The sequence below is a fragment of the Amycolatopsis sp. genome, from assembly GCF_025464955.1.
GTDB lineage: Bacteria > Actinomycetota > Actinomycetes > Mycobacteriales > Pseudonocardiaceae > Amycolatopsis.
In genome coordinates, this window is the sequence record NZ_JAODNM010000092.1 from 135,504 (window position 1) to 150,257 (window position 14,754).

Below are 14,754 nucleotides of genomic sequence, written 5' to 3' on the forward strand. Positions count from 1 at the left end.
TGCATACTCGGATCATGAGCGACAGAGGCCAGTTGGGGGACTTCCTCCAGACACGGCGATCCCAGCTGCGACCCGAGGATGTCGGGTTGGAGACCTATGGGGACCGCCGCCGTGTTGCGGGCCTGCGCCGGGAAGAACTCGCGCTGCTCGCCGGGGTGAGCGTCTCGTACTACACCCGCCTCGAACAGGGGCATTCGCTCAACGCCTCACCCGAAATCCTCGACGCCATCGCCAAGGCACTGCGTTTCAACGATTCCGAACGTCGTCACCTGCAAGCTCTCGCGGCGACGCCGAAACTCCGCGGCGGCACTCGACGTCCACCACCTGAACGTGTCGCCGCGGCGACCTCCGAACTGCTTGCCGCCCTCGGCGATGTGCCGGCGATCGTGCTCGGGCGCCGCACCGATGTACTGGCCTGGAACCGGGCCGGGCATGCCCTGTTCGCCGGGCATCTGGACCCCGACGGGCCCAGCCGTCCGGCGGAGCGGCCGAACATGGCCAGGCTGGTGTTCCTGGACGCACACACTCGCGAGCTCTACGCGGACTGGCCCAGCAAGGCCAGGGCGATAGTGGGCAATCTTCGCCTGGCCGCCGGCCGGCACCCGGACGACGCCCTGCTGGCCAAACTGCTCGGTGAGTTGAGCATGGTCAGCGGCGAGTTCGCCTCGATGTGGTCCGACCACCGGGTGAAGGCCGACACCGCGGCAGGCTACGAGTTGTGCCATCCGCTCGTCGGCTCGCTGATCCTCACCCTGCAGACCCTGCACACCGACGTGGCGAGTGAGCAGTACATCGTCGTCGCCACCGCCGCGGTCGGTTCCTCTTCGCAAGCCGCTTTGGGCTTGCTCACCCAGGCCACCACGGATTCCGCGCGACCCGGCGTCGACGTCCACACGACCTGACCGAACGGCCGAACCGGCCCACTCACCCCATGCGACACAGCTCGCTGCCGCATGCCCGAAAAAAGTGAAGGAACCATGGTTACCACCTCTTTGAAGACCGTTCTGTCCGCGGCCGCACTGACCGCTGTCGTGATGGCTGCCGGGACGACCCCGGCACTCGCGTCCGTCCCGTTGTCCGGCACTCGGATCGCGGCGCATTTCGACCTGGCGCAAGGCCAGCAGCCGGAGAACATCGTGCTGGAACCCGACGGCACCGCGGACATCACGTTCGCCAAGGCCCGCCAGGTCGCCCAGCTCACCCCGGCCGGCCATATCCGGATCCTGGCCACCCTGCCGGCGCCCGCTGATGGCGGCGTGAAGACGCCGGCCTTGGGCTTCGCCCTGACCAGTGGGATCGTCAGGGTTCCCGATGGGACGCTGTACTTCCTCTACGCCACCGGGACCGCGGATCTCACCGGTCTGTGGCGGCTGCGTCCGAGCGGCACTCCGGAGCGGATCGCCGCGCTGCCGGCTGACGGCTTGCCCAACGGGTTGGCTCTGGACCCGCACACCGGTGCCTTCTACGTCACGGACTCGGTACTGGGCACCATCTGGCGGGTGCCCGCGGGCGGCGGAACCGCACAGGCCTGGTCGACCGCGACGGAGCTGGCCGCGACGGGATTCTTGGGCGCGAACGGCCTGAAGTTCCACGGCAATGCGCTCTGGGTGACCAACTTCGACAAGGGCACCGTGCTGCGGATCCCGGTCGGTCGTGATGGGCGGCCCGGGCCAATCGCGACCAGGGCGACCGGCTTGGCCGGCATCGACGACTTCGCCTTCACCGGCCAGGGCGACCGGATTCTCGCCGCGCTGAACGCCCCCAATGTCGTCGCGCTCATTCAGCCCGACGGGACTCACGCGGCCGTCCTGACTTCGGCGGATGGACTGCAGGGCCCCACCTCGATCGCGCTGCGCGGGAACACCGTGTACATCCCGAGCGCGGCGTACCTCACGGCCAAAGACCCGAACCTCGTCCTGACCCACCTGGGTTGCGACGTCGGCTAGTCGTGTCTGGCGTACCGGTGCGAGGACCCCTGCAGCAAGGACCGGCGCTGGTGTGGCGTGGTGACCTGACGTGAAGGCCACCTTCATGGCGTAAGGCGTACTCAACTAGGCCTTGACGATGTCTCTGTCCTACTTAGAGTCCCAGCAGTCACATCGCCATCACCAGCGCCACCTGCACGGCGTGACTGGGGGCACGCCGCGCTAGCCGCGCAGACCTCCTAGCCGAGGGTCAGTGCGAGTTTGTCCGCGATGCCGGACCAACCGTCGTGATGGTTGTCCAGCTCTTCGGCACTGGGCAGCCCGCGATGCGTGATCACCATTCGCGTGCCGGTGTCGAGTTCCGCCAGGTCGATGGTGACCTCGGTGTCGGCCAGGCCGGTTCCGAGGCTTCGCCAGGTGAACACCAGCCGGCGCGGCCGGTCGAGTTCGAGATAGCGGCCGGTGTGCTCGAACGCGCCGTCGTCGTTGATCATCACAATGCGGAACGCGCCGCCGACGCGCGCCTCGCACTCGGCGTCCGCGACGGTGCTCGCCCCGGGCGCCATCCACACGCGCAGGCTGGCCGGGTCGGTCCACGCGTCGAACACCACGTCCGGCGTGACAGGTAGCACCCGCTCGACCCGCACCACATCGTCGTCGGTCACGGTTTCACGCGATTCGCCAGGTGCGCGGCCAACGCGTCGGCCCGGGATTCCCAGAAGTCACGGTAGTGGTCGATCCAGTCGCTTGCGGGCAGCAGCGCGGCCGGCTCCGCGATCAGGAAATGGTTGCGGCCGCGGACTTCCCGGCGGACCAGGCCGGCCCGTTCCAGTATTCGCACGTGCTTGGACACCGCGTTCAAGGAGACCGGGAAATGCCGGGCCAGGTCGGTGACGCGCTGCTCGCCGCCGCGCAACAACTCCAGGATCGCGCGACGGGTGGCGTCGGCGAGCGCACCGTATGCCGAGTCCAGCACGGCCGTCCGTTGCTCAACCATATGGGTTAGCGTACTCTCACTCAATGTTCAACGATATGGTTGAATGTCATCGACGGGAGGCGCTCCATGGCTGACGTGGGAACGACGGAATTCGCGATCACCAACCTGACCCAATCGAGCGCGTACACCGCAGCGCGCGCGGGACTTCAGCAGGCCGAGATCGCGCTGATGCGGCAGCGCGAGCACGTCGCCGGACTGCGTCGCCAACTGCCACCCGGTCCAGCGCTGCCGGATTACGTGCTCCAGGAGGGGCCGACCGATCTCACCGCCGGTGACACCCCTGTCCGCGGGGTCCGGCTGAGCGAATTGTTCACCGCCGACGACCGGCCGTTGATCGTCTACCACCTGATGTACGGCAAGCGGCAGACTCGTCCGTGTCCGATGTGCACCCTGTGGGTCGACGGGCTCAACGGGGTCGCGCACCACCTGGCCCAGAACGTCGACTTCGCAGTGGTGGCCGCTGCCGGGCCGGCCGAACTGCGCGACTTCGCCCGCGAGCGCGGCTGGTCGCGGCTGCGGCTGCTCAGTGCCGGCGACAGTGCGTTCATGTACGACCTCGGCGCCGAGGATGCCGAGGGCAACCCGGACTCCACCGTCTCGGTTTTCACCCGTGACCCGGACGGCACGGTCCGGCACCGCTACTCGACGCACCCGCGCATGTCAGCGGACATCCAGGAACGCGGCATCGACCTGTTCAACCCGGTCTGGCACCTCCTCGACCTCACCCCGACCGGCCGCGGCGAGTGGTACGCGGGACTCGACTACTCGTGATGGTGCCGTGCGTCGGTGTCAGCTTTGGTAGCGCGGGCTGGTGGAGTGCCATTCGAAGCCGCCACCCATCCACGCTCGTAGCCCGCGTATGAACCGCTGCAGTTCCGGGGACGGCACCGCGAGGAGTTCTTGGTGGGCGGCCTGGAAATCGCGGACCAGTTCATTGTGGACTTCGACCGTGGTCGCGGTCGCTTCCTCGATCGAGCAGTTCCGGTCGGCCGCGATCTGCAGGACCATGTTGCAAGGCGGGTTCTCGTCCGCGAGATCTTTGGTTACCGAGTGCAAATCGTTGACGAGAACGGCCGCGGTTCCGGCCTGGATGGCGGCGCGACGGACGCGGGGTTCGTAGTAGAGGTTCGCGGTGAGCTCGTAGCCACCGAGGACGTCGATCAGCGTCATCGATGTGTAGAAACTGTCGTGTTGGCGGGCGGCAAGGTATTCCCACGCCGGAGGGTATTCCCCGGCGTGTTGCCAGGCCGCGTAGGCGGTCCAGGACACGAACATCGCGAACGTCGAATAGTTGACCCGCTGGACCTGCGCGGGCGTGCTGTAACTCTGCAGATAATCAACGCCGGAACGCAGCGCGACGAGGACACGGTCGCTCTGCAGCGTTTCGTCGAGTTCTGGCGTGAATTCCCCGACGGACGGCAGCGGGTCCATCGCCGCCATTGCCAGCGCCAGCCGAGGCGGGAGCTTCTCGGGCACGGCCCCGAGCGCGGTGTCGTCGGCGTAGAGATCGTCCGCGGCCCACCATGCCGCATTGAGCTTTGCCGAGATCAGGAGCCGGTCGGCGTCTTGGCAGTCGGGGTGGGCGAGCGTGACCAGTCGCCCGAACCCGGCTTTGCCGAGCTGTTCTCCTTCCTGTTCGGAGAACCCGCATTCGCCTGCCCAGGCAATCAGCCGTCGGTCGACCTCGACGCCCAGCGCCTCGTTGATCGGCTCGGTGACAGGACAGTACAACGGTGGTGCTGTCCCGTCACCCCAAGGCCGGTAGGCGTATGCGGGGTCGAGCTCGGGAGCCTCCGGGGGATCCGCGTGAACCCGCGTGACCCTGGCCGCGAACCGCGCGGCCGACGTGCCCAGGCCGGTCGGGCCGGCCAAGAGGGTGGACAGGGCGCCGCGCGGGTCCGTCATCGCTTCTTCCTCCGGTGCGTCCTCGTGAGCAGGGATCAGATGCGGTCGGCGGCGATGAGCAGGTAGTGGAAGCTGCCTTCGCGATAGGCGGTGAGGAACGGACCCTCGATGCCGGTCGCCACCGAGGACTTGGCGCGCAGTTCCCAGTAAGGGATCGTCTCCGCGGTCAGGTCGACGACCGAGATCGGGACGAGGTTGTTGGCTGTCATGGCTTTGAAGTACTCGCTGCGGGGGTGGATGTTGCAGGTGTAGTGCTGGTCGATCTAGGCAACCGCTTTGGACCGGCCGCCGGTGACGTCGTTGTAGCAGCCGGTGATGGTGACGTAGCGGCCGCCGAACTGGAGCTGCCGGGCGTGTTCGGCGAACAGTTCGTGCAGGTCGACGTACATGGTGCTCTCGTTGTTCCAGCTGGCGCGCCGGGATCCGGTCTCGAACCCGGTGTCGAGCATGTTGCGGAAGTGATAGCGCACCTTGTCCGCCACTCCCCGCAGGTCCGCCTGGTGGTTGGCGAAGTCGACCTGCTTCTGCGAGATCGACACGCCGTCGACCTGGCAGCCGAACCGCCGATTGGCCATGATGCTGCTGCCGCCGCGCCCACAACCGGCGTCGAGCAGCCGGTCTTCCGGCGTGATGTCACCGAGGGCGTCGAGCAGGACTTCGGCCTGCGCGGTTTCGAGCCGGTGCATCTCGGCGATGATCCGCTCGTCGCGGGTGGCCTCGGGGCCTTCCAGCACCGACAGGTCGACCTCGCCGATTCCGTAGTGGTGGTGGTAGAGACCGTCGACATCGCCGAGGCGCAGGTTGACCGGGTCCTTTTCGGCGTTCCAGTAGGACGCGACGGACTTCTGGTAGTCGGTGCGGAGCACCTCGGCGGGGCCTGTGTGGGTGACGGTCACGGGTGTGCGTCCTTTCCTGGAAGCATGTTCGGGGATGTGTTCGGGACTAGCGGGCGATCTCGACGTTTTCCAGGACGCCGAGCGCGTCCGGAACCAGCACCGCGGCGGAGTAGTAGGCGCTGACCAGATAGGACGCGACGGCCTGGTCGTTGATGCCTTGGAAGCGCACGTTGAGGCCCGGCTGGTACTCGTCGGGCAAGCCCGTCTGGTGCAGCCCGATGACGCCGTTGTCGTCCTCGCCGGTCCGCATCGCGAGGATCGACGACGTGCCGGCGTCGGTGATCGGGATCTTGTCGCACGGCAGCAGCGGCACCCCGCGCCACGCGGTGACGGGCTTGCCGTCGACGACGGTGCCTTCCGGGTAGAGACGGCGTTTGGTGCATTCCCGCCCGAACGCGGCGATCGCGCGGGGGTGGGCGAGGAAGAACTTCGTCTTGCGGCGCCGGCTGACGAGCTCGTCCATATCGTCGGGGGTGGGTGGGCCGGAGCGTGTCTGGAACCGCGACGTGAGGTCGGCATTGTGCAGCAGGCCGAACTCGCGGTTGTTGATCATGTCGTGTTCCTGCCGCTCCCGCAGGGCTTCCACGGTGAGGCGGATTTGCTCGTCGAGCTGGTTCATCGGTCCGTTGTAGAGGTCGGTGACGCGGGTGTGCACCCGCAGCACGGTCTGCGCGACGGCCAGCTCGTACTCGCGCGGCGAGGTCTCGTAGTCGGCGAAGGTGCCGGGCAGGATGGGTTCGCCGTCGTGGCCTGACGACATCCCGATCTCGGCCTCACCCTTCGCGTTCTGCGGGACGTCGCCGAGCGCGAGGGCGTCCTGCACGTGCTGGCGCATCGCTTCCGAACGGCCGTTGAGGTCGGTGAACGCGTCCGAGCGCAGTTTCAGCACGATGACCGGCGTGACGGCCTTGGCGGTGAACGGCCAGTTCCGGTTGATACCGCTGAGCATCTCGTCGCCGAAGTGGTCCCCGTCGGCCATAGTGCCCAAGGTGATCTCGTCCGCGTACTCACCGGGGGCGACCTTGGCGACCTTGCCGTGCGCGACCAATACGACTTCGTCGAGCGGGCTGCCGTGCGCGACGATGACCTCGCCGGGGGCGTATTCGTGCTGGACGAACCGGTCGGCGAGCGCGGTGAGCGTGTCTTCGTCGTCGAAACCGCGCAACAGAGCCAGTTCCGCCAGTTCCTGTGGCACCACTCGGACGTCGGCACCGACGTTGGTGAAGCTCACCCGTCCGTCGCCGACGGTGTACGTCAGGCGCCGGTTGACCCGGTACGCACCACCCGCGGCTTCCACCCAGGGCAGCATCTTCAGCAGCCACCGGGGCGTGATGCCCTGCATCTGGGGCCGCGTCTTGGTCGTGGTCGCCAGGTTGCGGGCGGCGGCCGTGCCGAGGCTCAGCTGCCGATCGAGGTCGGGCTCGGTAGTGGTCATGACTCGCGGCCGACTTCCGCGGCCTCGAGCACGGCCAGCGCGTCCGGCACCAAAACGGCGGCGGAGTAGTAGGTGCTGACGAGGTAGGAGAGGATGGCGTGCTCGGAGATGCCCATGAAACGGACGTTCAGGCCGGGCTCGTATTCGTCGGGCAGCCCGATCTCGCGCAGCCCGACGACACCCTGGTTCTGTTCACCGGTGCGCATCAGCAGCACGGAGCTGGTCCGCGTGGTGCTGACCGGAATCTTGTTGCACGGGTAGATCGGCACTCCCCGCCACGCCGGTACCTTGTGGCCGCCGACGTCGACGCCGGTCGGGTAGATGCCGGCTTTGGTGCACTCGCGGCTGAACGCGGCGATCGTGCGCGGATGCGCGAGGAAGAACCCGGGTTCCTTCCAGACCAGGGAAAGCAGGTCGTCGAAGTCGTCCGGGGTCGGCGGGCCGGTGCGGGTCGGGATGCGCTGGGAGAAATCGGCGTTGTGCAGCAGCCCGAAGTCGGTGTTGTTGACCATCTCGTGCTCTTGCCGCTCGCGCAGCGCTTCGATGGTCAGCCGCAGCTGCTGCTCGGTCTGGTCCATCGGCTGGTTGTACAGGTCGGAGACGCGGGTGTGGACCCGTAGCACGGTCTGGGCGACGCTCAACTCGTACTCGCGCGGGGAAGACTCGTAGTCCACGAAAGTGCCGGGCAGCACCGGTTCTCCGTCGTGGCCGGACGAGATGTCAATCTCGGCTTCACCGGAGTCGTTGGCCGCGGCGCCCGTCCGTGACGTGTTTTCGATCTGCGCCCGCAGCGTTTCCGACTGCTCCAGGATCTGCTCGAACACCTGGCGGGACAGGGTCAGTACGGTGCCGGCGGTGACCGCTTTCGCGGTGAACTCCCAGATCCCGTCGGCGGACACCAGTGCCTGCGCGCCGAAGAAGTCTCCGTCCTTCACCACGCCGAGCGCTGTGTCCTCGCCATAGGCGCCGGGGCCGGATTTGGTGATCTTGCCGTGCGCGATGAGGAAGACCTGATCGGCCCGGTGCCCGAACTCGACCAGCACCTCGCCGGGCTCGACCTCTCGCTGCACGAACCGGCGGGCCAGCTCCGGAAGGACCTCCTCGTCGTCGTACCCGTTGAGCGGCGGCAGTTCCCCGAGTTCCGCCGGGATGACCTTGATCTGCGCGCCGGTCTTCTCGAAGGTCACCCGCCCGTCGCCGACGGTGTAGTTCAACCGCCGGTTGACCCGGTACGTACCGCCGTTGACCTGGGTCCATTCGAGCATCTTCAGCAGCCAGCGCGAGGAGATGCCCTGCATCTGAGGGACGGACTTGGTCGTGGTGGCCAGGTTGCGCGCGGCGGCCCGGCCCAAGCTCAACTGCGGATGTTCGGCGTCCGGCGAGGCGCCTGGAGAGGTGTCCGATTCGGTTACGGTCACAGCGATGTCCACCCATCGATTATCGTGAAACGAAAACCAGGAATCAGCTGAATGTGTGACCCGAATTCGGCGGGTCAGTATTCAGCAAGTCAGCGAAACCGAGGTAAACCATAGCAAGCGCGCACTGTTGTGCAAGCACACTTTTGGGTCAGGAAAAAGAGTCACTCGAATGCCGAATCTGAGCTGGTCAGGATCAATTTTGACGAATTGTCACCTGGTGTCACGCCTGAATGCACGTTCGGCCTAGTGGTGGGGCGGACGAGTTATGGAGGTTCTCGCTAAGTCGACTGAATGGCGATTGCCGGCATCGATCGGACGAAACCGGTTTTGTTCAGGTGTCGCTCGAATGAATCTTTCTCGACAGTTCCGTTGTTCTACTAAACGGTAGTGACGCCCGCGCGGCGGACGTTGCCACGCGTGACTCGCCACCTTGACCGTCCCGTCTGCTCAGTCAGGCCGCGAGACCGCCGAGGAGCGCCACGACGCCGAAGGCGCCGAGGCGATGGCCGAGCGAACTCCGCGCCCAGCGCTGGCCGACTCATGACGTTGCCAAGATATTCCTTGACAAGAATATTCTAAGAGGTGAATACTCTTGGTCATGGACGGGATCGCATCAGCACTGGGAGACGGAGCGCGGTGGCGCATCGTCGAGCTCCTCGCGGAGCGGCCGCGGTCGGTCGGCGAACTGGCCGAGCTGACCGGTTTGCGGCAGCCGCAGACCACCAAGCACCTCCAGACGCTCGCCCGCGCCGGCCTCGTCACGGTTTTCCCGCTCGGGCAACGTCGTGTCTACGCGGTCGAGCCCGCACCACTGAACGCTCTTGCGCACAGACTGCGGGAACTGGTCGGTGCAATCGAGGCCCATGAGGGCGAGCGAGACGTCCTCTCGCGGTACCGCGCCACCATCGACGTGGACTTCGCGGCCGCGGACCGGGAACGGTGGGCGGACGGGCGCACCTTCTCGTTCGAGCGCGTTCTGCCCGTGCCCCGGGACGTCGTCTGGCGGTTCTGGGGCGACCCGGACCTGCTTGCGTCCTGGTGGGCCCCGCCGTCGATGGCAGTCACCGACTGCGTTCTCGAGCCGAAGCCGGGTGGTCGCGTCGTCCTCGAATACCGCGACGCCGAGGGCCGGTACCGCTCGGAAGGGCGGGTCCACACCGCAAACAAGCCCGAGCACCTCGTGTTCGACCTTTCGGTGCTGGACGCGGCGGGGGCGGTCTCGTTCACCGGCCACTACGACCTGGCTTTCGCTGCCGTCCAGGACGGCACCCGACTGCAACTCGGCTTGCACATCACCGAAACGACCGTCGAGGCCGCGCCCTATATCGCCGGAATCGAAACCGGCTGGGGCCAGGTGCTCGACAACCTCGTCGCTGCAGTACAAACAAACCGAAAGGAATCGTCACCATGACGAACTCGACCAGCCGCAGAGTGACCGCAAACCTGAGCCTCACCCTTGACGGGCGCTACAGCGGCCCGGGCGGGCCCGGCGACCTGGGGGCGATCGTCCCGTACGCGGTCACCGAGGTCGGGCGAAACCACCTCGCCCGGATCTGGGAAGGCGCGACGACGGCGCTGTTGGGCCGGCTCAACGCCGAGGGGTTCTTGGGGTTCTGGCCGTCGGTCGCCGAGGACGAGAACGCTGATCCTCGCGATCGCGGATACGCGAAGTGGTTGGTGGACACGGAAAAGGTGGTCCTCTCGAGCACGTTGACAGAGGCGCCGTGGGAACGCACGCGCGTGCTGAACGCCCCCGCCGAGGACGTCGTCACCGAGCTCAAGGCCACCGGCGAGGGCGACATCCTCGTCAACAGCAGCGTGAGCGTCATCAAGGCGCTGCTTTCGGCGGATCTGGTCGACCGGCTGTATCTCATGATCTGTCCCGAGATCGCCGGCGGTGGGCAGCGGCTGTTCGACGACGGCTTGCCCGCTTCGAAGTGGACGCTCACCCACCTGGAAACCGGTGACCTGGGCGAGATCGCCGTGGTCTACGACCGCGCCCGCTAGCTGTGACCCCTCGCAAGTCGCCGTCGAGTTGCGGTGCTGGTGGAGCCGGGTGTGGGACTCGGCTCCGTCAGCGTGGGACTCGCCGCCGGCGAGTGTGGGACTCGCCGGCGGCACAATCCGCACCCGAAGGCGCCGCCGCTACACCATCACGGAGCGCGGTTCGAGGAAGCCCTCGAGGCCGAAGGCGCCGTATTCCCGACCGATGCCCGACTGCTTGAATCCGCCGAACGGCGACAGCGGCTCGTAACCGCCGTTGATCGCCACGCGGCCCGCCTCGAGCCGCGACGCGATGCGACGAGCTCGTGCGAGATCCGACGAAAAGACGTAGGCGTGCAAGCCGTAGTCCGTGTCGTTGGCGATCTCGACGGCGTGGTCCTCGTCGCGGTAGGTGAGGATCGACAGCACCGGCCCGAAGATTTCCTCGCGCGCGATCCTCATGTCGTTGGTGACGCCCGCGAACAGTGTCGGCCGCACGAAATACCCGTCCGCAAGTCCTTCCGGCCGACCGGGGCCGCCGACGACGATCCGGGCGCCTTCCTCGACACCGAGACGGATGTAGCTCTGGACGCGCTCCCACTGCTGTTCGCTCACCATCGGACCGATGGCGGTCGCCGGGTCGCGCGGATCGCCGCTGGGGAAGTCGGCCATCTTCTCCTTGGCGACGGCGAGCACCTCGTCCAATCGGCTCTCCGGGACGAGGATGCGGGTGCCGGCGACGCACGCCTGGCTGCTGTTGGCGAACCCGGCCATGAATGCCCCGGTGACAGCGGTCTCCAGGTCGGCGTCGTCGAGGATGATCGACGGGGACTTGCCGCCGAGTTCGAGCGTCAGGCTCTTCAGGGTGTCGGCCGCCTCACGGAAGATGGTCTTGCCGACCGCGGTCGACCCGGTGAAGGAAACCTTGGCGACGTCAGGGTGCCGGGTGAGCGCGGTCCCGACGACATCGCCGCGGCCGGTGACGATGTTGAAAACACCCTTCGGCAGTCCGGCTTCGTGGAGTGCTTGGGTCACGACCTGGGTCTGCGTCGCGCTCATCTCGCTCGGCTTGATGACGACGGTGCAGCCGGCCGCCAACGCGGTCGCGAGCTTGTCGCTGATGAAGAACACATCGGAGTTCCACGGCGAGATCAGGGCGGCGACGCCGACCGGCGCCATCTCCACGGTGGCTTTGCCGACCTGGTGGGTGAAGTCGAATTCTTCCAAGGTCGTGATCATGTCGGCGAACGCACCGATGGCGCTGTCGGCCATGAACCCGTTGCGGACCGGGGCGCCGAACTCCGTGATGATGGCATCGAACATTTCGTCCCGGCGCGCGGCGACCGCGTTCTGAAGTCGGCGCAGCGCGTCGATCCGCTCTTCCTTTGACGTCGCGGACCAAGCCGGCAGCGCACGCTTTGCCGCTGCGATAGCCGCTTCGGTATCCACCTCGTCGGCAAGCCGGACCTGACCGATCGTTTTCCCGGTCGCGGGGTTGAAGAGATCGAAGAGTTCTGTGCCGTGCGGGGTGACGAATTCCCCGTCGATGTAGATCTTGTCGATTACGTGGTGTTCCATCGTTTTCTCCTAGAGTTTTTCGGGCGGGCTCGAGGACGCCGTCCGCAGCTTTTTGTCGTCGAACACGATTTCGATCAGCGGGCTGTGCGCGAACCAGTCGTCGAAGTTCTCCCGCGGGCGCCCCCGCGCTACGAGTTCGGGGCTGTTTTGCAGTTCGAGGACCGCGGTGATCACCCGTCGCCGGGTTGTCTCGTCGACCGGTACGGCGGTCGCGGGCAGATCGGCGGTGACCCCGTGCTTGAGATGCACGGTGAAGCGCGGATTGGCTTGCACGTTCACATACCAACTACGGGGTGCCGGCATACCGGTGATGTACCAGCGGCCGTCGACGCGATGGAACCAGACCTCGATGCGGCGGGGGATACCGCTGCGTCGGCCCAACGTCGTGATGTCGATCGTGCGCTCGGCATAGGAGGAGTCCGGCCCGATGGCGAGGGCGCGCATGACGGCGTCGTAGTCGTACTCCATGTCGTGCCTCCTGCGTTGTTCTCACTGTCCCGGAATCGTTGGTGCTTTCCGGTATCTCCATGAAAACAACGTCACCGGGCTCGGGCCAGCAAGATCCTCTCGCCTGGTTGCACAATCCTCTTTACTTGGTCTGTTTCATGGCATCGAGGCACCAGCCGGGCTGGCCCCGCTGCGCATGCGTTCCGCGTCGAGGCTGGGCGGGGCGCCGAACTGGCGTCGGTATTCCCGGCTGAACTGGGACGGACTGTCGTAGCCGACACGATGGCTGACGCCGGTGATGTCGTTCGGCCGGTTCGCCAGCAGCAATCGCGCAGACTGCAGCCGGATGTGCTTCTGGAACTGGATCGGGGTCATCGTGGTCACCGTCTGAAAATTGCGGTGGAAAGCGGAGACGCTCATTCCCGAGATCTGTGCGACGTCCTCGACCCGGAACGGGCTGGCGTAGTTTTCCCGGATCCACTGCACGGCACGTCTGATGTGCGTCAGGCTGCTGTCGGCCAGGCCGAGCTGGCGTACGACGTCACCTTGTTCGCCGGTGATCAACCGCCAGAGGATTTCGCGCTTGACCAACGGGACCAGTGCCTTGCGGTCCCGTGGCTGATCGAGCAGGCGCAGCAGCCGCACAACAGCGTCGAGCAGCTCGTCCGGCGCGTCGCTGACCGTGATTCCCGGCGGCGCGGTGTTGGGGGACTTCGGCAGGTCACCGGGCTCGGCTTGCAGCAGCACCTCCGCGACGTCGGCAGGTTCCAGGGTCATGCCGAAACCGAGCGTGGGATGGCCCGGGGCGGCGTCGAGGAAGTGTCCCGTCACCGGGAGGTCGACCGAAGTGACGAGGAACTGACCAGCGCCGTAGTCGTAGACGCGGTCGCCCAGCGCCAGCCGCTTGGTGCCCTGGGCGACGACCGCCAGCGACGTACCGGACATCCCGGACGCCGGCGGAATGGGGTGGTCGGCCACGCAGACCCGGACACCGTCGATGGCCGTCGTCAAATCCGGCCGCACATGCCGTTCCAGTAGTTCGCGAAGCTCGTCCAGAGACATACCACGATTTCAGCACAAACCCCGCTCTTGTGTCGTGCGAGCGACGCGTGGGCGCTTTTGTACTTTTGTGCCCTCGTTGCATGCGCGTGTAACCCGCGCACGCAAGGACCGCAACTCGACGGCGACTTGCGGTCTCTTAGAAACTAAGAGACCTCGCAAAAGCGCAAAAGTGGGAAGCCGGCGACCCGTCAGCGTGGGTGGCTGAACGCCTGGTGCAGGTCGGCGATCGGGAGGATGTCGGTGACGAACTCGAACCGCCCGGCCCGCATCTGCTGGGCGCCATCGAGGAAAGAGCGCAACGCGAGCCTGGACAGAGCGGCGCCGATACTCACCCGTCGCACGCCGATCTCGGCCAGTTGGTCCAGGGTGATCGAGGGGTCGGCGAAGCCCATCACGACGTTGACGGGCTTGCTGACCGCCGACACCACGGTTCGCATCTCCTCAAGGGTGCGCAGTCCCGGTGCGTACAGCACGTCTGCACCGGCGGCTTCGAATGCCTGCAGGCGCTTGATGGTGTCGTCGAAGTCGAGGCCGAAGAGCAGGTTTTCCGCTCGCGCGGTGAGGACAAAGGGGATGGGCAACGCGCGTGCGGCTTCCACCGCGGCCTGAACGCGTTCGACGGCGAGTCCGAAGTCGTAGACCCGCGTGGAATGGTCGACTGAAGCAGCCACAGCGTCTTCGGCGTCTTCGATGGATGCCCCGACAGCGCCGGCTGCGTAGGCCATCCCGATCATCTTCGCGGCTTCGTCGGGGCTGTCGGCGAAGCAGTTCTCCAGGTCGGCGGTCACCGGCAGCGGTGTGGCCTCGCTGATGGTGCGGCAGTTGTCCAGGATCTCCTGTTTGCCGGCTCGCGCGCGGCCGTGCGTGTTCGCCAGACCGAGACTCGTCGTGCCGAGGGCCTCGAAGCCGAGTCCGGCCAGCAGACGGGCCGTGCCGGCGTCCCAGGGATTCGGGAGCAGCAACGGCTCCGGCCGCTCGTGCAGGGCCTGGAAGTGCGCGGCCTTGGCTGCCTGATCGGTCATGAGGTGTTCCTCCCGGGCGTGAGTTCGCGTGCGGAACTCACTGTGCCCGCCTCTCAATCATCCGTCGAATGCATTGAAAGGATCAT

14 protein-coding genes and 1 pseudogene are annotated in these 14,754 nt (G+C 66.5%); 5 read left to right on the forward strand and 10 right to left on the reverse strand.

Annotated features, from left to right (window positions below; genetic code table 11):
- The first annotated feature begins 14 nt into the window (after window positions 1-14).
- Window positions 15-902, forward strand: coding sequence for a helix-turn-helix transcriptional regulator (locus JWQ81_RS20625; protein WP_297543948.1), 888 nt, complete (start codon window positions 15-17; stop codon window positions 900-902).
- Between the two features lie 75 nt (window positions 903-977).
- The gene (locus tag JWQ81_RS20630) at window positions 978-1,946 is read left to right on the forward strand and encodes a hypothetical protein (RefSeq protein ID WP_297543950.1); all 969 of its coding nucleotides are present in this window, start codon (window positions 978-980) and stop codon (window positions 1,944-1,946) included.
- Window positions 1,947-2,164: 218 nt separating this feature from the next.
- Here JWQ81_RS20630 and JWQ81_RS20635 read toward each other — a convergent pair whose 3' ends face one another.
- Together JWQ81_RS20635 and JWQ81_RS20640 are read right to left on the reverse strand one after the other, a co-directional pair.
- On the reverse strand, window positions 2,165-2,590 hold the full coding sequence (locus JWQ81_RS20635) for an SRPBCC domain-containing protein (protein ID WP_297543952.1): 426 nt from the start codon (window positions 2,588-2,590) through the stop codon (window positions 2,165-2,167).
- Window positions 2,587-2,922 (reverse strand): metalloregulator ArsR/SmtB family transcription factor, encoded by a 336-nt coding sequence (locus JWQ81_RS20640; protein ID WP_297543954.1) that lies wholly within the window; start codon window positions 2,920-2,922, stop codon window positions 2,587-2,589. Before JWQ81_RS20640 ends, JWQ81_RS20635 begins: the two co-directional genes overlap by 4 nt.
- A gap of 66 nt (window positions 2,923-2,988) precedes the next feature.
- Here JWQ81_RS20640 and JWQ81_RS20645 point away from each other — a divergent pair, with 66 nt between their 5' ends.
- Entirely contained in the window at window positions 2,989-3,693 is a 705-nt protein-coding gene (locus JWQ81_RS20645) for a DUF899 family protein (protein ID WP_297543956.1), read from the forward strand.
- Between the two features lie 18 nt (window positions 3,694-3,711).
- Here the strand turns inward: JWQ81_RS20645 and JWQ81_RS20650 are convergent, their stop codons facing one another.
- The 4 genes and pseudogenes from JWQ81_RS20650 to JWQ81_RS20665 form a co-directional block, all read right to left on the reverse strand.
- The gene (locus JWQ81_RS20650; RefSeq protein ID WP_297543958.1) at window positions 3,712-4,827 is read right to left on the reverse strand and encodes a family 2 encapsulin nanocompartment cargo protein terpene cyclase; all 1,116 of its coding nucleotides are present in this window, start codon (window positions 4,825-4,827) and stop codon (window positions 3,712-3,714) included.
- Between the two features lie 35 nt (window positions 4,828-4,862).
- Window positions 4,863-5,723, reverse strand: a pseudogene (locus JWQ81_RS20655) (geranyl diphosphate 2-C-methyltransferase).
- A gap of 46 nt (window positions 5,724-5,769) precedes the next feature.
- Window positions 5,770-7,158 (reverse strand): family 2B encapsulin nanocompartment shell protein, encoded by a 1,389-nt coding sequence (locus JWQ81_RS20660; protein ID WP_297543960.1) that lies wholly within the window; start codon window positions 7,156-7,158, stop codon window positions 5,770-5,772.
- On the reverse strand, window positions 7,155-8,576 hold the full coding sequence (locus tag JWQ81_RS20665; protein ID WP_297544053.1) for a family 2B encapsulin nanocompartment shell protein: 1,422 nt from the start codon (window positions 8,574-8,576) through the stop codon (window positions 7,155-7,157). The genes JWQ81_RS20660 and JWQ81_RS20665 overlap by 4 nt, the downstream gene beginning before the upstream one ends.
- A 598-nt stretch (window positions 8,577-9,174) precedes the next feature.
- Here JWQ81_RS20665 and JWQ81_RS20670 point away from each other — a divergent pair.
- Complete coding sequence (locus JWQ81_RS20670) at window positions 9,175-9,987, forward strand: metalloregulator ArsR/SmtB family transcription factor (protein WP_297543962.1); 813 nt, start codon at window positions 9,175-9,177, stop codon at window positions 9,985-9,987.
- Window positions 9,984-10,583 carry a dihydrofolate reductase family protein gene (locus JWQ81_RS20675; RefSeq protein WP_297543964.1) on the forward strand — a complete coding sequence of 200 codons (600 nt, stop codon included), beginning with the start codon at window positions 9,984-9,986 and terminating at the stop codon, window positions 10,581-10,583. Before JWQ81_RS20670 ends, JWQ81_RS20675 begins: the two co-directional genes overlap by 4 nt.
- Window positions 10,584-10,721: 138 nt before the next feature.
- Here JWQ81_RS20675 and JWQ81_RS20680 read toward each other — a convergent pair whose 3' ends face one another.
- The 4 genes from JWQ81_RS20680 to JWQ81_RS20695 form a co-directional block, all read right to left on the reverse strand.
- Window positions 10,722-12,137 carry an aldehyde dehydrogenase family protein gene (locus JWQ81_RS20680; RefSeq protein ID WP_297543966.1) on the reverse strand — a complete coding sequence of 472 codons (1,416 nt, stop codon included), beginning with the start codon at window positions 12,135-12,137 and terminating at the stop codon, window positions 10,722-10,724.
- Window positions 12,138-12,146: 9 nt separating this feature from the next.
- On the reverse strand, window positions 12,147-12,605 hold the full coding sequence (locus JWQ81_RS20685) for a nitroreductase/quinone reductase family protein (RefSeq protein ID WP_297543969.1): 459 nt from the start codon (window positions 12,603-12,605) through the stop codon (window positions 12,147-12,149).
- Window positions 12,606-12,740: 135 nt separating this feature from the next.
- Window positions 12,741-13,646 (reverse strand): AraC family transcriptional regulator, encoded by a 906-nt coding sequence (locus tag JWQ81_RS20690; protein WP_297543971.1) that lies wholly within the window; start codon window positions 13,644-13,646, stop codon window positions 12,741-12,743.
- A 188-nt stretch (window positions 13,647-13,834) separates the two neighbouring features.
- Window positions 13,835-14,668, reverse strand: coding sequence for an isocitrate lyase/phosphoenolpyruvate mutase family protein (locus tag JWQ81_RS20695; protein ID WP_297543973.1), 834 nt, complete (start codon window positions 14,666-14,668; stop codon window positions 13,835-13,837).
- Window positions 14,669-14,754: the final 86 nt, after the last annotated feature.